This is a genomic window from Enterococcus sp. AMC1252 (assembly GCF_058216515.1).
Genome location: NZ_CM177097.1, coordinates 873,987 through 894,699, shown reverse-complemented (window position 1 = coordinate 894,699; position 20,713 = coordinate 873,987). Strand labels below are relative to the sequence as shown.

Here is a 20,713-nt window from a genome sequence, read left to right as displayed (position 1 = left end):
TTAATTTTCCTGTAATTTTAATTTGCCTTGCGCATTTATTCTTTTTACTGTGTGATTCCATCACCTAAAACTTGTTCATAAACAGCTTTTAACTCATGACCAATTCTTTTAATACTTTTCTGTTTTGCAACGTCATAACCTGTTTGACGTGTATTTGGTATTTTATTTTCAATAAGTGCTTCAATAAAATAAGAGAACTCTTCATTAGTTTTCCCCATATAACAGCTTACTTTATCTTCAAGCCAACCTTTATAGACGGGAATATCTCTCACTAAAACTTGTTGCTTACTGGCTAGAGCTTCTAATATAACTATCCCTTCTGTTTCTTCATAAGAAGGAAAGAAAAACAAATCTGCTGCTGAATACGCACCTTCAATGATATCTCCTTTTATATAACCAGGGAATTCAACATTTTTAGGATGCTCTTCTTTAACAATTGTTCTAATTGTTCTAGGGATAGAATACATTGGAGTGTGTCCAAACCAGATAAAACGGTAATCTGGAAATTTTCTAGCGAGTTCAACGAAATCAATGATACCTTTTCTTTCGAAATAAAGCCCTACACAAATAATTACTTTTTGATTCTCTTCTATTTTAAAATACTCTCTAAATTTTTGTTCTTTTTCTTCAGAGCGTTCAAAGCGTTTCAAGTCGATTCCATTTGAAATTGAAACAATCGGGACTGTTATTCCATAGCCCTTTAATAAGTCCTTCGAGTAAGGTGTGGGTGTAATCAGATAGTCAGCTTTAGAATACAAACTAACTAGGTATTTTTTAACCAAAGGAGAGACCTGATTTGAGCCAATGAATGAATTTCTAAAGTCTTCCTCTGTTGAGTGAGCGTGATAGATGACCTTTTTCCCCATTTTTTTGGCTTTATTCACCATACTATGGCTATTGATTCCATAAGTATTAATATGTAAAATATCGTAGTCCGTGCAATCCGCATCTAGTGTATACTCTATCCCAACTTCAGAAAGTGCACGCTTCTGATGGTCTAGCGCTCGTCCTATTCCAGACTTCGCTAATATTTTTTCACCTTCAAAATATAATAAAACCTTCACGTTGCCCCTCCTAACCTCTTAGAACTATTATAACATAGCTTGAAGAGTACTCACTCAATCTAAAGTCGTAATTTAAACAGGTTACAAATATTATATCAAAAAATGGCATATGAAAGCCATTATTCCACAAAATAGATTGTTCACATGACAAAACTGTTAGATAGAGATAATCAATTTTATTGATTACTACCATTATTCCATCTTTTCCTGTTTCTATCAAATAATAAAATTTATTTTACAATAAAATAAAAAAAAACGAAAACTTATTCAGTCTTCGTTTTTTTACTCCGGCAGTAGGACTCGAACCTACGACATCATGATTAACAGTCATGCGCTACTACCAACTGAGCTATGCCGGAATAACAACTAGCGTGGCGACGTCCTACTCTCACAAAGGGAAACCCTTCACTACAATCGGCGCTAAGAAGCTTAACTTCTGTGTTCGGCATGGGAACAGGTGTATCCTTCTCGCTATCGCCACCACACTGGGTGTTGTTGCTATTCAATTGAGTGATTATTCACTCAAAACTGGATTGAAGTAAAGTAATCAAACAGTCCGAAAAACTTTTTTATTTCGTTTCTTTGGTTAAGTCCTCGACCGATTAGTATTGGTCCGCTCCGTACATCACTGCACTTCCACTTCCAACCTATCTACCTCATCATCTCTGAGGGGTCTTACTTTCTTAAAGAAATGGGAAATCTCATCTTGAGGTGGGCTTCACACTTAGATGCTTTCAGCGTTTATCCCTTCCCTACATAGCTACCCAGCAATGCCCTTGGCAGAACAACTGGTACACCAGCGGTAAGTCCATCCCGGTCCTCTCGTACTAAGGACAGCTCCTCTCAAATTTCCAACGCCCGCGACGGATAGGGACCGAACTGTCTCACGACGTTCTGAACCCAGCTCGCGTGCCGCTTTAATGGGCGAACAGCCCAACCCTTGGGACCGACTACAGCCCCAGGATGCGACGAGCCGACATCGAGGTGCCAAACCTCCCCGTCGATGTGGACTCTTGGGGGAGATAAGCCTGTTATCCCCAGGGTAGCTTTTATCCGTTGAGCGATGGCCCTTCCATGCGGAACCACCGGATCACTAAGCCCGACTTTCGTCCCTGCTCGACTTGTAAGTCTCGCAGTCAAGCTCCCTTCTGCCTTTACACTCTGCGAATGATTTCCAACCATTCTGAGGGAACCTTTGGGCGCCTCCGTTACTCTTTAGGAGGCGACCGCCCCAGTCAAACTGCCCACCTGACACTGTCTCCCACCACGATAAGTGGTGCGGGTTAGAGGGTTCATAACACAAGGGTAGTATCCCACCAGCGCCTCCACCGAAACTAGCGTTCCGGGTTCATCGGCTCCTACCTATCCTGTACATGTGGTACAAACACTCAATATCAAGCTACAGTAAAGCTCCATGGGGTCTTTCCGTCCTGTCGCGGGTAACCTGCATCTTCACAGGTACTAAAATTTCACCGAGTCTCTCGTTGAGACAGTGCCCAAATCGTTACGCCTTTCGTGCGGGTCGGAACTTACCCGACAAGGAATTTCGCTACCTTAGGACCGTTATAGTTACGGCCGCCGTTTACTGGGGCTTCAATTCTGAGCTTCGCCGAAGCTAACCCATCCTCTTAACCTTCCAGCACCGGGCAGGCGTCAGCCCCTATACTTCATCTTTCGATTTTGCAGAGACCTGTGTTTTTGATAAACAGTCGCTTGGGCCTATTCACTGCGGCTGACCGAAGTCAGCACCCCTTCTCCCGAAGTTACGGGGTCATTTTGCCGAGTTCCTTAACGAGAGTTCGCTCGCTCACCTTAGGATACTCTCCTCGACTACCTGTGTCGGTTTACGGTACGGGCAGTTGTTTTCTCACTAGAAGCTTTTCTTGACAGTGTGACATCAGGAACTTCGGTACTATTATTTCCCTCCCCATCACAGCTTGTCCGTATAGAGTAAAGCATTTGACTCTACTCAAGACTTACTGCTTGGACATGCACTTCCAGTCGCATGCATTCCTTAGCCTCCTGCGTCCCTCCATTGCTCAAACAAAAACAACTGGTACAGGAATATCAACCTGTTGTCCATCGCCTACGCCTATCGGCCTCGGCTTAGGTCCCGACTAACCCTGGGCGGACGAGCCTTCCCCAGGAAACCTTAGTCATACGGTGGACGGGATTCTCACCCGTCTTTCGCTACTCATACCGGCATTCTCACTTCTAAGCGCTCCAGCCGTCCTCACGATCGACCTTCAACGCCCTTAGAACGCTCTCCTACCATCACACCAGAGGTGTGATCCACAGCTTCGGTAATATGTTTAGCCCCGGTACATTTTCGGCGCAGGGTCACTCGACTAGTGAGCTATTACGCACTCTTTAAATGATGGCTGCTTCTGAGCCAACATCCTAGTTGTCTGTGCAACCCCACATCCTTTTCCACTTAACATATATTTTGGGACCTTAGCTGGTGGTCTGGGCTGTTTCCCTTTCGACTACGGATCTTATCACTCGCAGTCTGACTGCCGAATATGAATGAATGGCATTCGGAGTTTATCTGAATTCGGTAACCCGAGATGGGCCCCTAGTCCAAACAGTGCTCTACCTCCATCATTCTTAACTTCGACGCTAGCCCTAAAGCTATTTCGGAGAGAACCAGCTATCTCCAAGTTCGTTTGGAATTTCTCCGCTACCCACAGCTCATCCCCGCACTTTTCAACGTACGTGGGTTCGGTCCTCCAGTGCGTTTTACCACACCTTCAACCTGGCCATGGGTAGATCACATGGTTTCGGGTCTACGACTACATACTCATTCGCCCTATTCAGACTCGCTTTCGCTGCGGCTCCGGCTCTTCACCTTAACCTCGCATGCAATCGTAACTCGCCGGTTCATTCTACAAAAGGCACGCCATTACCCATTAACGGGCTTTGACTTGTTGTAGGCACACGGTTTCAGGATCTATTTCACTCCCCTTCCGGGGTGCTTTTCACCTTTCCCTCACGGTACTGGTTCACTATCGGTCATTAGGGAGTATTTAGCCTTGCGGGATGGTCCCCGCGGATTCCGACGGAATTTCTCGTGTTCCGCCGTACTCAGGATCCTCCTAGGTGTTGCCAACATTTCGTCTACGGGGCTATTACCCACTTTGGCGAACCTTTCCAGGTTCTTCGACTATCTTGACAGACTACCACAACGGAGTCCTACAACCCCAACAAGCAAGCTTGTTGGTTTGGGCTCTTCCCGTTTCGCTCGCCGCTACTCAGGGAATCGAATTTTCTTTCTCTTCCTGCAGGTACTAAGATGTTTCAGTTCTCTGCGTCTACCTCTATCCAGCTATGTATTCACTGAATAGTAACATCCTATAAAAGATGTTGGGTTTCCCCATTCGGAAATCTCTGGATCATAGCTCACTTACAGCTCCCCAAAGCATATCGGTGTTAGTCCCGTCCTTCATCGGCTCCTAATGCCAAGGCATCCACCGTGCGCCCTTATTCACTTAACCTTATGACCTTACGGTCAGTTTGTTTGGTTCGTTTCTCTAGCGATAGAGGCGTCACCAATAAAATAAGCTTCGAACAGTTAATTAACTCTTCAACGCGGTGTTCTCGGTTTGTTTTGATTACTTTTTTACTTCAATATCCAGTTTTCAATGAACAATAGTAGTAACCTAACGGTTACTAATGGAGCCTAGCGGGATCGAACCGCTGACCTCCTGCGTGCAAAGCAGGCGCTCTCCCAGCTGAGCTAAGGCCCCATGGTACTTATTTACTTGAGAGTAAACCTCTCAAAACTGAACAAAGTATCGACGAATGTGTAAGTTTCCGTAATATTCCTTAGAAAGGAGGTGATCCAGCCGCACCTTCCGATACGGCTACCTTGTTACGACTTCACCCCAATCATCTATCCCACCTTAGGCGGCTGGCTCCACAAGGGTTACCTCACCGACTTCGGGTGTTACAAACTTTCGTGGTGTGACGGGCGGTGTGTACAAGGCCCGGGAACGTATTCACCGCGGCGTGCTGATCCGCGATTACTAGCGATTCCGGCTTCATGTAGGCGAGTTGCAGCCTACAATCCGAACTGAGAGAAGCTTTAAGAGATTTGCATGACCTCGCGGCCTAGCGACTCGTTGTACTTCCCATTGTAGCACGTGTGTAGCCCAGGTCATAAGGGGCATGATGATTTGACGTCATCCCCACCTTCCTCCGGTTTGTCACCGGCAGTCTCGCTAGAGTGCCCAACTGAATGATGGCAACTAACAATAAGGGTTGCGCTCGTTGCGGGACTTAACCCAACATCTCACGACACGAGCTGACGACAACCATGCACCACCTGTCACTTTGCCCCCGAAGGGGAAGCTCTATCTCTAGAGTGGTCAAAGGATGTCAAGACCTGGTAAGGTTCTTCGCGTTGCTTCGAATTAAACCACATGCTCCACCGCTTGTGCGGGCCCCCGTCAATTCCTTTGAGTTTCAACCTTGCGGTCGTACTCCCCAGGCGGAGTGCTTAATGCGTTAGCTGCAGCACTGAAGGGCGGAAACCCTCCAACACTTAGCACTCATCGTTTACGGCGTGGACTACCAGGGTATCTAATCCTGTTTGCTCCCCACGCTTTCGAGCCTCAGCGTCAGTTACAGACCAGAGAGTCGCCTTCGCCACTGGTGTTCCTCCATATATCTACGCATTTCACCGCTACACATGGAATTCCACTCTCCTCTTCTGCACTCAAGTCTCCCAGTTTCCAATGACCCTCCCCGGTTGAGCCGGGGGCTTTCACATCAGACTTAAGAAACCGCCTGCGCTCGCTTTACGCCCAATAAATCCGGACAACGCTTGCCACCTACGTATTACCGCGGCTGCTGGCACGTAGTTAGCCGTGGCTTTCTGGTTAGATACCGTCAAGGTAAGAGCAGTTACTCTCCTACTTGTTCTTCTCTAACAACAGAGTTTTACGATCCGAAAACCTTCTTCACTCACGCGGCGTTGCTCGGTCAGACTTTCGTCCATTGCCGAAGATTCCCTACTGCTGCCTCCCGTAGGAGTCTGGGCCGTGTCTCAGTCCCAGTGTGGCCGATCACCCTCTCAGGTCGGCTATGCATCATGGCCTTGGTGAGCCGTTACCTCACCAACTAGCTAATGCACCGCGGGTCCATCCATCAGTGACACCCGAAAGCGTCTTTCAAATCAACACCATGCGGTGTCGACTGTTATGCGGTATTAGCACCTGTTTCCAAGTGTTATCCCCCTCTGATGGGTAGGTTACCCACGTGTTACTCACCCGTCCGCCACTCCTCTTTTCAAATGAGTGCAAGCACTCGGTAGAAAAGAAGCGTTCGACTTGCATGTATTAGGCACGCCGCCAGCGTTCGTCCTGAGCCAGGATCAAACTCTCATAATAAAAGTTGAACACAATCCGAAGATTGTTAAGCTCATTTGTTTGCTAGCATATTGCTTCGCTTTGTTAAAAATTGTTGTTTGTTTTTACCGTTGTAAAAACAACCTACACATTTGGTTCGTCTTACTTTGTTCAGTTTTCAAAGGTCTACTGTGTCACCTCGCAGCAACTTTTATATCATATCAAATCTTCGATTTGATGTCAACACTTTTTTTCAAAAGTTTCAAAGTTTTTTTCTGCTTGATGTTATCGAATGTTTCGCGACAACTTCATTAGTTTACCAGGTTGATTGTTATTTGTCAACAACTTTCTTCCTAGTTCTTCAAGTTTTTTTAAAACTTGAAGCGTTATTCTATTTCTATCACTTAGCCTACTTCATCAGTGCCTTGCGACAAGATATAATATAACAAGTTTTTCTTAATTGGTCAACCATTATTTTTAAAAAAAACAAAAGTTTTTTTTCTTCGATTTTATCACAATTAGACATTCTTTCGTCTTTACAGCATAAACATAATTTTGAATTAGGATTATTATAAAAATCCGGATTATTTACGATTGTTTTTCCGATTTATATGAAAATAGTTCGAATTTATTCCCATTTAAATCGTTTGAGCTTCCTATATTAATGAATTCGTTGCTTCTATAGAACTGTATTAATTTCTGATTACTAGCTAAACAATCTAATCGTAACTCGGTGTCTTCATCACTAAACTTTTGTTTTATTGCTTTCAATAATTCTTTCCCGTAAGCATTTCCTCTATATAAAGGCCTAATGATTATACGATGAAGGTAGTACGCCTGATGATTGACGTCAAATTCTTTCCAGAGTTCTTTATCCCACTCTGTTGGTACTTTCCAAGCAGCGACCATTCCTACTAGTTCGTTTTTGTTATTATAGAAGAAATAGACTTCTCCTTTTGAGACAGCTTTTGCTAATCCATGTTTATCTGCTCCTTGTAAAACATCTGACCATTGTGTACTGCCTATGTCTCTCAACCATTCTGCACTTTCTTTCAATATAGCCATAGTCATTTGAGTTTCCGTGATTTTTGCTGGCTTTAATTTCATAGTATTGTCCTCCCTGTTAATAAAAAAAGACAGAGCAAAACTAGTGTATAGTTTTGCTCTGTTCTCTAACGATAGAATAAAAGTATACAGTAGCAACTTCCTCTTATCTTATGTATCTATTTAGTTTTAAAACATCGGGACTCCTTCAATATCATAAGAAGCTAGTAAATTTTTTAATTCAGATGGTTTTTCCCACACATATCTGTTATCTATTGTAGGAACTACATGCTCTTCATTCATTTCAAATACAAATAAAGGCATATTTTCAGCATCCGTATGTGCATTTGTCAACTCGACTAAATTAATTGAAGTAACATCTAGTTGAATTTCTTCTTTGAAAACTTGCAACATGCTTGCCAATCCCGTCATATCCTCAGAAACTTTTGTTGTAACAAATGCCATTGACTCACCGACTGGATGAACAAGAAACTTTTTTGAACCATCATTTAGGTTCAGCATAATAGTACCAGCGACTTTTTTGTTAGACAAAACATCCACCTCAATTAATTTTTGTTTTCAGAAACTAGGAAAATTGTACCATATTTTCTGAAAAAAAACAGAATTATTTCTCGAGCAATTCATCCATTGCCTCATCAGTCCAGATAGGAAGCTCTTTTCTTAGAGTTTCAAAGCCGATTTTCTTATTTTTATTAGTGAAATATTTTTTACGTCGATGGTTTGGTTGCTGTACTTGAGTTTCTAAAGTTCTTAAAGATAAGCTAATTTTTTGTGAATATTCGTCAATATCGATTACTTGAACTTGAACTTTTTGTCCAACAGTTAATAAATTATGAATATTCTTAGTATAACCAGCTTGTACTTCTGAAACATGTATTAATCCTTGAACTGTATCACTTAATGAAACAAACGCCCCATAAGGCTGTAGTCCCGTAATGGTTCCATTAAGAATCAAGCCTATTTTATATTCCATACTAGTATCCTCTTTTCATTATTCCCATCAAAATGATTTTCTCATTTAAAATGATATCATGTTCTACTAAAAAGTGCATGAATTTATTTCTACTATATATTATTAATTCTTTTTGTTCATATTTTATTGAAACTCCATTATACTATAGTTAGGTTTTATTTAACGAAAAACATTTTCAATAGAAAGGAAGAATTCAATGGTAGAATTTGATACAGTCTATAATCGTCGTAATACAAATTGTTCTAAGTGGGATTCCATTAAAGATACCTATGGAGAAGATGGTTTACTGCCACTATGGATAGCTGATATGGATTTTAAAGCAAATCAACCTGTACTAGATGCATTAAAAGAAGCTGTAGAACAAGGTATTTTAGGCTACTCGCCTGCTCCTGATTCATTGTATGAAGCAATTCAGAGTTGGCAAAAGCGACACCATGATTATTCAGTCAGTAAAGAAGCGATTCTTTTCAATAGCGGTGTTGTACCAAGTCTCTCTTTGGCTATTCAAGCTTATACTGAACCTGGTGATGCTGTTTTGATTCATGATCCAGTCTATCCCCCATTTGCTAAAGTTGTGGAACAAAATAACCGGAAACTTGTTCGTAGCCAGTTATTAACCGATCAAGATCACTTTGTCATGGATCTTGAAGCAATGGAAAAACAACTCCTTGCTGAAAACATCCGTCTCTTTATCCTTTGTAATCCTCACAATCCTGGAGGACGTGTTTGGTCAAAAAGTGAGTTGGAAGCTTTTGGTAAATTATGCGCAAAATATGATGTAATTGTCGTTAGTGATGAGATCCACCAAGATTTAATTTTTGCGCCTCATACGTTTACGACATTCACAAATGTTCATCCGACATTCAAGGATTTTTCGATTACTCTCACTGCTGCAACCAAAACATTCAACTTAGCGGGCATTAAAAATTCAATGATTTTTATTGAAAATCCTGACCTGCGAAAAAATTTCATTGCAGCTCAAGAGCGCAATTTCCAAAATGAAATCAACATTTTTGGCTATGTAGGGACAGAAGCAGCTTATCGTAATGGCGATTCTTGGTTAGAAGAATTGCTCGCTTATCTAAAAGAAAATATCGATACTGTCAGTGAATTCTTAAAATCTGAGCTTCCTAAAGTCAAAATGATGCGTCCAGAAGGAACTTATCTGATTTGGTTAGATTTTTCTGCTTTTGGTTTAACTGATGCACAATTGCAAAAACAATTGGTTCATAAAGGAAAAGTCGTTCTGAATCCAGGTATTAGCTTCGGTCCTAGTGGCACGCAGCATATGCGCTTGAATGTCGCTTGTCCAAAAGAAACACTGCAAGAAGGCTTAAGTAGAATCAAAAATGCTTTTGAATAATATAAAGAAATGACGCCTAAACTTTTTAGAGTTTAGGCGTCATTTCTTTATAAGTTACAAAACTATTATTCGCTGATCTCTACTTTTTCGATCACTACATCAAAAGTTGGACGATCTTGAGAGTCTCTTTGCACTCCACCAATTTCGTCAACTACATCCATGCCTTCTACAACATGTCCAAAGACTGTGTGACGGAAGTCTAACCATGGTGTTCCACCTTTTTTATATGCTTCGATCACTTCTGTAGGAAATCCTGCACCTTCTAATTGACCAAACATATTAGCAGGAACGTTTTGATTGTTCACGATGAAGAATTGGCTTCCATTAGTATTTGGTCCTGCATTAGCCATAGATAGCGCCCCGCGTAAATTGAAAACGTCTTTAGAAAATTCATCTTCAAATTTTTCACCGTAAATACTTTCGCCACCCATTCCTGTTCCAGTAGGGTCTCCCCCTTGAATCATAAAATCAGGAATCACTCGGTGAAAGATAACACCATCATAATAACCTTTTTTTGCTAGTTGAACAAAATTCTCAACTGTTTTTGGTGCGTGCTCTGGGAAAAGTTGAACCGTGATATCTCCGCGGTTCGTTTTTATCACGGCTTTAGGGCCTTTGACATTTGCTAAATCTAATTGTGGAAATTCTGACATACTTATTTCCTCCTCGTTAATTTTTACTTACTCATAATATCATAACGAAGTTCACTTGAAAATTCCAATATCTTTGATAATCTCTTAAGAGAAACTTTTTTTCACAAACTCCTACTTGCTTTTTTCTGTTACAAGTGATATTTTGTGAAAAACGATATACTACATTTTTGGTTTCATTTTATATAGATGGAAACTTTTTTATTATAGAAACAGGAGGAAATTTTGATGTCTGATTCAAAAAATATATATGATCTAACCATCGTCGGTGCAGGTCCTGTCGGTCTTTTCGCCGCTTTTTATGCTGGGATTCGTAAAGCAAAAACCAAAATTATTGATAGTCTGCCACAACTTGGTGGTCAGTTGTCGACGCTCTACCCTGAAAAATATATTTATGATGTTCCTGGTTTTCCTGCAATTAAAGCGAGTGAACTGATTGAAAATTTAGAAAAACAAATTGCTCCTTTTGCTCATGAGACTTGTCTAGAAGAAGAAGTGAGGAATTTGGTTCAAGAAGATGGCTATTTACGTATCGAAACATCAAAAGGCGTTCACTACTCTAAAGCGGTGATCTTTGCAATTGGAAATGGATCATTTCAACCTCGCCGTCTAACTATTGATGGCGCAGCAGAACTTGAAGGAAATCATGTTCATTATTATGTTACAGATATGAATAAGTTTTCTGGCAAAAAAGTTGCTATTGCGGGTGGCGGTGATTCCGCTATCGATTGGGCTTTGATGTTGGAGCCTATCGCAGAAGAAGTTTCAATCATTCATCGCCGTCCAGAATTTCGCGGACATGAACACAGTGTAGATAATTTAAAAAACTCTGAGGTATCGATTTACACCCCTTATGTTATTGATCAACTACTGTTAGAAGATAATTCATTCAAAGGCATTCAATTGAAAGAAACAAAAGCAGATAACTTTGAACAACTTGATTTAGATTCTTTGATTATCAATTATGGATTTACTTCATCGTTGGGACATTTAAAAGACTGGGGATTAGATGTCAGTCGAAATGCAATCGAAGTCAACTCAGATATGTCGACAAATATCCCTGGTGTATATGCTGTTGGTGACATTTGTAATTATGATGGAAAAGTAAAATTGATCGCCACAGGTTTCGGTGAAGCACCCACTGCAGTAAACAATGCATTGCACTTTATTAAACCGGATGCAAGAACTCAGCCGATGCATAGCACTAGTTTATTTGAAGGAAAAGAAGCTAAAATGCTTTAAAAAAATGGAACTTGCCATTTTACGGTAAGTTCCATTTTTTTATCCCATTTCTTCCTGCCATAGTAAAATGGCTTTCTTTATATTAGCAATCAGCTCTTCTGGTGTGGTACCAGTAATTCGTTCCCCTTCAAACAAAACAAAGAACGTTTGAGCGCAAAGTACACATTCATTCATACAAGAATAAGAGACCACATCGCCATTTTCCTCGATAAAGGGGTCACTCAACAACAGTTCTGCGCCCTTTGCTAAATTTTGTTCACAACATTCTATTAGTGGATTCATTGAATCTTCTCCTTGCATTTTTCTCTTTAAATAGTATACCATTGATGTATCTTAAGTTTAAAAATGACGCATTGGAGGTTATTATTTTGGTCATACAAGGAGAAACGTTAGAGAAAAAGGCTCGTCAATTACTCAAGGACCGCGGTGTAGAGATGGAGGATTTGGCAGAGTTAGTTTTATTTTTACAAAAACCTTATATTCAAGATCTTGATTTGGCGACTTGCCTAGAAAATATTGATAGTGTTTTATCAAAACGTGAAGTCCATAATACGATTATTACTGGCATTCAGTTAGATATATTAGCTGAAGAAAAAAAATTACTGCATCCCTTACAAGAAATTTTAGAAGAAGATGAAGGTCTTTACGGCATCGATGAAATTTTAGCACTTTCGATCGTAAATGTTTATGGTTCAATCGGTTTTACTAATTATGGGTACATCGATAAAGTAAAACCAGGTATTTTGGCTAAGTTGAATTCTCACGAAGGACCGCAAGTTCATACTTTCTTGGATGACATTGTTGGTGCAATAGCTGCAGCTGCGGCTAGTCGCTTGGCTCATTCTCAGCCCGACAAAAGTATCATTACGCAATAGCTATTTTTATTATAGAAGAAGAGTTGGACCTAATCATATTGAGCTTTTTTGTGCTTAAATCAAGGTTTCTGCTCTTTTTTACATTTTTAACGGCTTTTCAATTGCTTCAATAGTAATTCTTCTATTATAATAAGTTTAAAGTATATGACATCCTCTTATACTTCTGTTTAAAGCTACCACTATAGGCAACAAGAGTTGCTTCTGATTTTAATGAGCACATTTTTCAGTCGTTGATTTTCTTCCCCAATAGATAAATCAAACGCCTATAGTGGTAAACTTTATTCCTTATACCCCAAATCGTTAAATCATACTTACCTCCAATATATATGTATGTTCAACAAGGATATTTAAAATGAGAGATAGAAGTAAAAAATAAAAAAACGGTATCAGAATTCCTTCCAATACCGTTGTATCGTACAATAAGTAAACGCTAGCATGTTCACCGTAACAAGTATTTTTAGGGGTAGATATTTTCCTAAAAATTGAGTTCAATGAACCATGTCAGTGCTTTTGCACTGACGAAGGGCAACTTGATTGGTCAGTGTCTTGACTCATCAGGGCTTCGTAGTTTGGCGGCCACCAAACTGTGAAGTGCCTTTTTTATTTTTTTATTATTTTCACTTCTATCCTGTACTCATTGTACAAGATGAGTGAATGTTTCGTCAATGCTGATTCTGCTTTATTTTTTCATTGAAAATCGATATTTCTCTAAACAAATAACGAGCAGAAGACTTTCTGTAATTTTTTTTGATCGATGATTTTTTTTATTAACCAACTATTAGTTAGCTTGAATTATTTGAACAAAACTACTAAACTCATTGATTTGTTGATACAGCCATTTTGAGTACTTGTAACGCATCAAAGTGTTGAATAGTGTAGACAGTCGTTCCTTTTTGCCAAACTACTGAATTAGTTTGATAGTTATCATTTACACTAGCGGTCAAAGAAATCTGTCCAACATTTTGAGGTGCTGGGAGCATCGCTGTTTCTAAATAAGCGACAGCTTCTTTGGCTAAAGGTTCAGCAACTTCCCCACCAATGTTTGAAGCTCTAACAACCATACTCCAATTCCCTTCTTGCCATGATAAGAAGCTAGATCCTGCGGCACCTTGTTGATACCCTGTGATGCCATAGCCTAAATCAATCTGGTTTCCACCATTATCGATGATCTGATTGACTGCACTAGCAGCAACATCATTAGAATCATAGGTTTTTTTCTCAAATGAAGCAATTGGTTGTAAGTCATTGACTGCAAGATCATTGATCGCAATCCCATGATCTTCAGCATAATATAATATTCTAAAATTCCCTTGATCACTAGCATTAGTGGTTGCTGCAGTCAGATACTCAGCTGTCTGGCTTGTTAGTATCGCTTGAGGTAACTGATCGTTTGGAAAATCAGTACTTAGCTGGCTTAAAACTGCATCTGCTTGTTTAGCTGGTGTATTATTTTCTGACTTCACAGCAGATTGACTTTCACTTGTTTTGGTTTCTGACGAAGATGAAGACGTTTTTATGGAACTTTGGCTTGTGCTACTAGATTTTGTTGTACTTCCTTTAGTTGTTTGGCTTGTTTTTTCTGTATGCTTGGTGGAATTTGAACTTTCAGCCGTCTTGCCTTTGCCTCCACAAGCTGCTAAAGATAATCCTGCAAGTAATATAAATGGGTAGATGATTTTTTTTTTCATTTTTTTCCCTCCTAGACGTTTCTTTTCTTTAGTTTATCATTAAATAATGGAATACTCACTTCATACGATTATTGTAGTTATAGGAAATAATATAAACAAAAAAAGAGAACGTATATTCCATCTTCTAAACGTCCGAAGACGCCGACAGAATACCATTCTCGTGGGTTTGGCACCCAATGGGTCGTAAGGGGCTCGAACCCATGACCCGCTGATTAAGAGTCAGCTGCTCTACCAACTGAGCTAACGACCCAAATAATTATTACTTAAATATTGTAGCACTTGAAAGTCGTTTATTCAAGAGGAAACGTCAGATACAACAAAATAAATTACGCTCGTTTTATCTCATTATATCTGACCTTTTTTACTCCGCATGTTCTTTTTTTACAGGACATGTCGTATGACAATCATCGCAACTCTTCCCTTTTTTGATACGAGAATAAACAACATATCCAGCTCCACCAAAAATCAATACTGCTAAAATAAATGTTGCCATGTACTTACCCTCTTTCTAAAGTCGTTATCATCACAACAGGTTCTACTGTTACTTTTGGCTTTCTGACTAAATAATAGCCCATGACTATCACAAGTAATGATGCAATAAATAGGCTCGCCCCAATTTGACCCTTCTCAAAGATCACGTGTCCAAATTGATAGATAATAAAGCTTACCACATAAGCTAAACCACATTGATATCCAATCGCGCCCCAGGTCCATTTCCAGTCGCCCATTTCTCTACGAATCGCACCAATCGCTGCAAAACACGGTGCACATAATAAATTAAAGACTAAAAATGAATACGCAGCGACAGGTGTAAAGGCACCTTGTAAGGCAGACCAAACTTCTACACCATCTTCCGATACTTCACCTAAATGTCCAAACAAGATACCAAAAGTGCCAATTACGTTTTCTTTTGCCACTAAACCAGTTATTGTAGCGACTGCGCCTTGCCAAGATCCCCAACCAAGTGGTGCGAAGAATGGCGCGATGACTTTCCCTAAGTTTGCCAAAATACTTTGGTCAGCCTCCGCCTCTTGCAATGTAAATGAGTAAGTGGAAGTAAACCAAATAATAATACTCATCACAAAAATGATCGTTCCCGCTTTTTTAACAAATGATTTACTACGATCATAGGCATGACGGAGTACACCACGTAATTGGGGCATGTGATAAGCTGGCAACTCCATAATAAATGGTGCTGGATCTCCTGAAAATGAACGTGTCTTCTTCAGTGCAATCCCTGATAATACGATAGCTGTAATTCCTATAAAATAAGCAGATGGTGAAACCCAACTACTCTTTGGGAAAAAAGCCCCTGCAATCAAAGCAATAATCGGCAACTTCGCTGAACATGGCATAAAGGTTGTAACCATGATCGTCATTTTACGGTCTTTTTCGTTCTCTATCGTACGGCTAGCCATGACACCTGGCACACCACAACCTGTTGCAATCAACATAGGAATAAAAGATTTCCCTGACAAACCAAATTTTCTAAACAAACGATCCATCACAAAAGCAATTCTTGACATATAACCACAATCTTCTAAAAAACCTAGACATAAGAACAAAACAACTAACTGAGGTAAAAATCCCAAAACAGCTCCAACTCCAGCAATGATCCCATCTAAAATCAAGCTTTGCATCCAAGGTGCTACTTGCCAACTAGCTAATAGACCTTCGACTCTATTGGGTACAAGATTGCCAAATAATTCATCATTGAGCCAATCCGTTCCCATTGTTCCAACAGTTTGAATCGCTAAATAATAAACAAACCACATAATCGCAGCAAAAATCGGCAAAGCTAGCCAACGATTGGTGACAATTCGATCAATTTTATCACTTGTACTGAATGTGATTTCATTTTGTTCGATTGAACAAAGGGTCGTCAAACGAGTGATAAACTCATACCGCTCGTTGATTACAATTGCTTCACTATCATCTCCAAATATTTGTTCCGTAATCTTAATAATCTCTTCTATTTCATTTTTCTGCATGGCGCTTAATTCTAGATCTTCATAAACTCTAGTATCTCTTTCAAATAATTTAATACTGTACCAGCGGGTTTGCTTTTCGATCACACTGTTCCCTACTACATCCATGATTTCATTTAACGCTGCTTCTAAACGATTGTCATAGGTTGGATAGTTAAGTTCTGGTGGAAAAACTTCAGTAGCTTTAACAGCTTTTTTTATTAGTTCTTCAAGACCTCGATTTTTCAATGCACTAACACCTAGTACATTTATACCTAAGCCATAGGAGAGTTTTTCAGTATTGATTTTTTTTCCAGTTTTATCTAAAATGTCCATCATATTCAATCCAACAACAACAGGAATACCTGTTTCCATTAATTGAGTTGTTAGATATAAATTTCGTTCTAAATTTGTCGCATCAACGATATTTACAATGACATCTGGTCCATCACTAAGTAAATAGTCTCTGGCGACTACCTCTTCTGGTGTGTAAGGAGAAAGAGAATATATGCCGGGTAAATCTTGAATCATTATTTTTTTATCTTTTTTCAGTTTGCCTTCTTTCCGTTCAACGGTCACACCAGGCCAATTCCCTACGTATTGATTTGCCCCTGTCAATGCATTGAACGCCGTAGTCTTTCCACTATTTGGATTTCCCGTAAGAGCAATATGCTGTTCTTTCATCCTTTACCCCTCTTTCTGTACTAAAACTAATTCCGCTTCATTTTTTCTTAGCGTTAGCTCATACCCCCGAAGATTGATTTCGATTGGATCTCCTAAAGGTGCCATCTTTCTAACGAGAATATCTACCCCTTTGGTCAGTCCCATATCCATCAATCGTCTTTTTACTGCTCCTTGTCCGTGAATCCCAATTACGCATGCCTTCTCCCCAACTGTCAATTGATCTAGAGACACCCAATTATCTTCCTCAATACTTTTTTCTACTATTGTAATCTTTTTTAATACAGATAAATTAATCGCAATTCGGCTGTTGTGTAATAATACAATGCCATTCTCACCAGAATAATTCACCAAGACGACCTTTCCACCTGGCACAAGACCAAGATTATTTAGATGCTTCTTGGCAAACCCTTCTGCTTGAATCTCTTCAATTGTATAAACCTTGTTTAACATTGCCTGTGCTAATGTCATCATTGTGTAGTCCTCCCTTATTTTAAAAGTGTAGCAATCTCATTCAGCTCTCCACTTGAAAATAGAAAAATTGACTGTAACGTTTTTTATCATATTATTTTTATCTTTCTTCCGAAATGCTAGCTTGTAAATTTAGCCATTATTATCGATTTGTGAAAAAGTTTCAACAAAATCACCAATGATATTGATAATCGTTCTCACTAAGTATACCTGTTTGTGATTCTCAAATCAATGTTCTTTAGACCTATAGTAAGAAAATATTTTCTAGCCAAAATTTGTTACATTTTCTTAGTGTGTCCTATATCGATTGACCACTATATCTTGTGTTCCGTCAATTAGAAATTCCAACTTAAAATTTAATAAATTTCTTTTTTGAACGTTAAAATGACAATAAAAGTCGCTCAAATATAGAGAATACGTGCTTTCATATTTCTTTCAAAAACACAAAACATGGTATTACACAGAAAAATGAACACAATATGTAGTGCCTAAGTGTTGACTTTTTCCCTGATAGATTTATACTAGTGAAGTAAACTAATTGAGGGGGAATTAAAAATGAACGTAAAAATCTTTTCTAAAAATAATTGTATCCAATGTAAAATGGCAAAACGCTTTTTGAGCGAGAATAATATAGCATTTGAAGAAGTAAATATCGATATCCAACCAGATGCGATCGACTGGTTAAAAGAACAAGGATTCCAAAGTGTTCCGGTTATCACTTCTGATGCTACAACAGTTGTCGGATTCCGTCCTGATCAATTAAAACAATTGGCTAGCTAAAATGAAAATTGTTTATTTTTCAGTCACTGGACAAACTAGACGCTTCATTAAAAAATTGGATTTAGCAGCTTATGAAATTGAGCCTGCGAATCCTTTTTTTGAGATAAATGAGCCCTTTGTCTTAGTTGTTCCTACTTATGACCAAGAAATCACTGAAGTAGTGAACGATTTTCTTGATTACAAAAACAATCGAGAATACTTGCAAGGCGTTGCTGGAGGCGGAAACCTCAATTTCGCAGAATTATATGTGTATACAGCCAAAGACATAGCACGTGATTACAACGTTCCAATGCTTTTTGCTTTTGAATTTAGCGGTACGAACGAAGACGTGGAATCCTTTAAGAAAGTAGTGAATGAACTTGAGTCTAAAAGAAATTAAAGATGTTAGCTATTTTAAGCTGAATAATGAGATCAACCGTCCTGTCGATGGACAAATTCCTTTACATAAGGATAAAGAAGCTTTGGAAGCTTTCTTCAAAGAAAATGTCCTTCCTAATACTAGAACCTTCAATACTATAGAAGAAAAAATTAATTACTTGATCGACAATGATTATTTAGAAACAGCATTTATTGAAAAATATTCTATGGCTTTTATTGAACAATTATATACATTTCTTGACAGTCAAAATTTTGAATTCAAGTCATTTATGGCAGCCTACAAGTTTTATTCACAATATGCACTTAAAAATAATGAAGGAACTGAATACTTAGAAAGCTATGAAGATCGTGTGGCTTTTAACGCCTTGTATTTTGCTGATGGCAATGAAGAATTAGCTTTAGTCTTAGCCGATGAAATGATCCATCAACGTTATCAACCAGCAACACCTTCTTTCTTAAATGCTGGACGTAAACGTCGTGGTGAGCTTGTTTCTTGTTTCTTGATTCAAGTAACAGATGACATGAACAGTATCGGTCGTTCGATCAACTCCGCTTTACAATTATCACGTATCGGCGGCGGTGTGGGTATCACATTAGCCAACTTACGTGAAGCAGGAGCACCAATCAAAGGATACGAAGGAGCTGCCAGCGGCGTGGTTCCTGTTATGAAATTGTTCGAAGATAGCTTTAGCTATTCTAATCAATTAGGCCAACGTCAAGGTGCTGGAGTTGTTTATCTAAACGCCTTTCACCCAGATGTCGAAATGTTCCTTTCAACGAAAAAAGAAAATGCGGATGAAAAAGTTCGTGTGAAGACTTTATCTTTAGGCCTTGTGGTTCCTGATAAGTTCTATGAATTAGCCCGTAATAATGAAGATATGTATTTATTCAGCCCATATAGTGTTGAACGTGAATATGGTGTGCCTTTCTCTTATGTTGATATTACAAAAGAATACGATAATCTAGTTGCCAATCCTAAGATTCGTAAACGTAAAATCAAAGCACGTGATCTCGAAAATGAAATTTCTAAATTACAACAAGAATCTGGCTATCCATATATCATCAATATTGATACAGCCAATAGAAGCAATCCTGCATATGGTAAGATTATTATGAGTAACTTATGTTCAGAAATTCTACAAGTTCAAACACCTTCTGTGTTAAATGGCAAACAAGAATATGAAACACTAGGTACAGATATCAGCTGTAACTTAGGTTCAACAAACATCGTGAACTTAATGGACAGCCCTGATTTTGGTAAATCTGTCCGTGCAATGACACGTGCATTAACATTTGTAACAAATGGCTCGGATATTGATGTGGTTCCTTCTATTCAAAACGGAAATAAATTAAGTCATACGATTGGGCTAGGTGCGATGGGTCTGCATACTTTCTTTGCCAAAAATCATATGGAATATGGTTCTAAAGACTCACTAGATTTCACCAATGTTTACTTTACTCTGTTGAACTACTGGACTTTAGTAGAAAGTAATAACATTGCAAAACAATACAATGAAACCTTCCATAATTTTGATAAATCAGATTATGCTAATGGTTCATACTTTGATAAATATATTGAAGGAGATTTCACTCCACAATCAGATAAAGTCAAAGAAATTTTTAAAGATATTTTTGTTCCAACTTCTGAAGACTGGGCAAACTTACGTGATGCAGTGAAGAGAGACGGCTTATATCATCAAAATCGTTTAGCTGTCGCACCGAATGGTTCTATTTCTTATATCAATGATACAAGTGCTAGTATCCATCCAATCACTCGTATGATCGAAGAACGTCAAGAAAAGAAAATCGGTAAAATTTATTATCCTGCTCCTTACCTAGCAAATGACACGATTCCTTATTACACATCTGCTTATGACATGGATATGCGTAAAGTCATTGATGTTTACGCAACAGCTCAACAACATATAGATCAAGGAATGAGTTTAACATTATTTATGCGTTCTGAAATTCCAGAAGGCTTATATGAATGGAAAGATTCTCCGAAGCAAACAACGCGTGATTTAAATATTTTACGTCATTATGCTTTCCATAAAGGGGTTAAATCAATTTACTACGTACGGACATTTACGGATGATGCTGAAGAAATCGGCAGCAACCAGTGTGAAAGTTGTGTTATCTAAAAACTAATTTAGATAAGAATATTGGCT

Annotated in this window: 16 protein-coding genes, 3 tRNA genes and 3 rRNA genes; 6 read left to right on the top strand and 16 right to left on the bottom strand. The window is 39.0% G+C overall.

The window, feature by feature from the left end:
• Nucleotides 1–44 precede the first annotated feature (44 nt).
• The 9 genes from AC4BB5_RS04095 to AC4BB5_RS04055 all read right to left on the bottom strand — a co-directional run bounded on the left by AC4BB5_RS04095 (nt 45) and on the right by AC4BB5_RS04055 (nt 8,450).
• Nucleotides 45–1,064, bottom strand: a complete 1,020-nt coding sequence (locus tag AC4BB5_RS04095; RefSeq protein ID WP_490458125.1) for an LTA glycolipid anchor biosynthesis glycosyltransferase, IagA/BgsA family — start codon at nt 1,062–1,064, stop codon at nt 45–47.
• A 285-nt stretch (nt 1,065–1,349) separates the two neighbouring features.
• Nucleotides 1,350–1,423: transfer RNA gene (locus AC4BB5_RS04090), tRNA-Asn, on the bottom strand.
• Between the two features lie 10 nt (nt 1,424–1,433).
• Nucleotides 1,434–1,549 (bottom strand): 5S ribosomal RNA (rrf, locus tag AC4BB5_RS04085).
• 97 nt (nt 1,550–1,646) lie between these two features.
• Nucleotides 1,647–4,558, bottom strand: a 23S ribosomal RNA gene (locus AC4BB5_RS04080).
• A 179-nt stretch (nt 4,559–4,737) separates the two neighbouring features.
• Nucleotides 4,738–4,810: transfer RNA gene (locus AC4BB5_RS04075), tRNA-Ala, on the bottom strand.
• 83 nt (nt 4,811–4,893) lie between these two features.
• Nucleotides 4,894–6,454: ribosomal RNA gene (locus tag AC4BB5_RS04070) — 16S ribosomal RNA — on the bottom strand.
• The 16S, 23S and 5S rRNA genes sit together here with 2 tRNA genes alongside, the layout of an rRNA operon.
• A 546-nt stretch (nt 6,455–7,000) precedes the next feature.
• A complete protein-coding gene (locus AC4BB5_RS04065; RefSeq protein WP_490458124.1) occupies nt 7,001–7,519 on the bottom strand; it encodes a GNAT family N-acetyltransferase in 519 nt (172 codons plus the stop codon).
• A 126-nt stretch (nt 7,520–7,645) separates the two neighbouring features.
• Nucleotides 7,646–8,017, bottom strand: coding sequence for a hypothetical protein (locus AC4BB5_RS04060; protein WP_490458123.1), 372 nt, complete (start codon nt 8,015–8,017; stop codon nt 7,646–7,648).
• Between the two features lie 64 nt (nt 8,018–8,081).
• Nucleotides 8,082–8,450, bottom strand: coding sequence for a CvfD/Ygs/GSP13 family RNA-binding post-transcriptional regulator (locus AC4BB5_RS04055; RefSeq protein ID WP_490458122.1), 369 nt, complete (start codon nt 8,448–8,450; stop codon nt 8,082–8,084).
• Between the two features lie 196 nt (nt 8,451–8,646).
• Between AC4BB5_RS04055 and AC4BB5_RS04050 the strand changes: the two genes are divergently transcribed.
• A complete protein-coding gene (locus AC4BB5_RS04050; protein WP_490458121.1) occupies nt 8,647–9,813 on the top strand; it encodes a MalY/PatB family protein in 1,167 nt (388 codons plus the stop codon).
• Nucleotides 9,814–9,878: 65 nt separating this feature from the next.
• Here the strand turns inward: AC4BB5_RS04050 and AC4BB5_RS04045 are convergent, their stop codons facing one another.
• Nucleotides 9,879–10,466 (bottom strand): peptidylprolyl isomerase, encoded by a 588-nt coding sequence (locus tag AC4BB5_RS04045; RefSeq protein WP_025871441.1) that lies wholly within the window; start codon nt 10,464–10,466, stop codon nt 9,879–9,881.
• 225 nt (nt 10,467–10,691) lie between these two features.
• Here AC4BB5_RS04045 and AC4BB5_RS04040 point away from each other — a divergent pair, with 225 nt between their 5' ends.
• Complete coding sequence (locus AC4BB5_RS04040; protein ID WP_490458120.1) at nt 10,692–11,705, top strand: NAD(P)/FAD-dependent oxidoreductase; 1,014 nt, start codon at nt 10,692–10,694, stop codon at nt 11,703–11,705.
• 39 nt (nt 11,706–11,744) lie between these two features.
• Here the strand turns inward: AC4BB5_RS04040 and AC4BB5_RS04035 are convergent, their stop codons facing one another.
• Nucleotides 11,745–11,987 (bottom strand): DUF1450 domain-containing protein, encoded by a 243-nt coding sequence (locus AC4BB5_RS04035; RefSeq protein WP_490458119.1) that lies wholly within the window; start codon nt 11,985–11,987, stop codon nt 11,745–11,747.
• An 86-nt stretch (nt 11,988–12,073) separates the two neighbouring features.
• Here AC4BB5_RS04035 and AC4BB5_RS04030 point away from each other — a divergent pair, with 86 nt between their 5' ends.
• Nucleotides 12,074–12,580 (top strand): phosphatidylglycerophosphatase A family protein, encoded by a 507-nt coding sequence (locus AC4BB5_RS04030; RefSeq protein WP_490458118.1) that lies wholly within the window; start codon nt 12,074–12,076, stop codon nt 12,578–12,580.
• 815 nt (nt 12,581–13,395) lie between these two features.
• Here the strand turns inward: AC4BB5_RS04030 and AC4BB5_RS04025 are convergent.
• From AC4BB5_RS04025 to AC4BB5_RS04005, 5 genes are all read right to left on the bottom strand, one after another.
• Nucleotides 13,396–14,268, bottom strand: a complete 873-nt coding sequence (locus tag AC4BB5_RS04025) for a hypothetical protein (protein WP_490458117.1) — start codon at nt 14,266–14,268, stop codon at nt 13,396–13,398.
• A gap of 177 nt (nt 14,269–14,445) precedes the next feature.
• Nucleotides 14,446–14,518: transfer RNA gene (locus AC4BB5_RS04020), tRNA-Lys, on the bottom strand.
• A gap of 111 nt (nt 14,519–14,629) precedes the next feature.
• Nucleotides 14,630–14,761: a FeoB-associated Cys-rich membrane protein gene (locus tag AC4BB5_RS04015; protein ID WP_490458116.1), complete on the bottom strand. Its 132-nt coding sequence runs from the start codon at nt 14,759–14,761 to the stop codon at nt 14,630–14,632.
• Between the two features lie 4 nt (nt 14,762–14,765).
• Nucleotides 14,766–16,919: a ferrous iron transport protein B gene (gene feoB, locus AC4BB5_RS04010; RefSeq protein ID WP_490458115.1), complete on the bottom strand. Its 2,154-nt coding sequence runs from the start codon at nt 16,917–16,919 to the stop codon at nt 14,766–14,768.
• A 3-nt stretch (nt 16,920–16,922) separates the two neighbouring features.
• Nucleotides 16,923–17,390, bottom strand: coding sequence for a FeoA family protein (locus AC4BB5_RS04005; protein ID WP_490458114.1), 468 nt, complete (start codon nt 17,388–17,390; stop codon nt 16,923–16,925).
• A gap of 552 nt (nt 17,391–17,942) precedes the next feature.
• On the opposite strand from AC4BB5_RS04005, the gene nrdH reads away from it, so the two are divergent.
• From nrdH to nrdE, 3 genes are read left to right on the top strand one after another with little or no spacing between them, the layout of a single operon-like run.
• The gene (gene nrdH, locus AC4BB5_RS04000) at nt 17,943–18,167 is read left to right on the top strand and encodes a glutaredoxin-like protein NrdH (RefSeq protein WP_010760423.1); all 225 of its coding nucleotides are present in this window, start codon (nt 17,943–17,945) and stop codon (nt 18,165–18,167) included.
• A 1-nt stretch (nt 18,168) separates the two neighbouring features.
• On the top strand, nt 18,169–18,546 hold the full coding sequence (gene nrdI, locus AC4BB5_RS03995) for a class Ib ribonucleoside-diphosphate reductase assembly flavoprotein NrdI (protein WP_490458113.1): 378 nt from the start codon (nt 18,169–18,171) through the stop codon (nt 18,544–18,546).
• Nucleotides 18,527–20,686 (top strand): class 1b ribonucleoside-diphosphate reductase subunit alpha, encoded by a 2,160-nt coding sequence (gene nrdE / locus AC4BB5_RS03990; RefSeq protein ID WP_490459024.1) that lies wholly within the window; start codon nt 18,527–18,529, stop codon nt 20,684–20,686. The genes nrdI and nrdE overlap by 20 nt, the downstream gene beginning before the upstream one ends.
• The last annotated feature ends 27 nt before the right edge of the window (nt 20,687–20,713 follow it).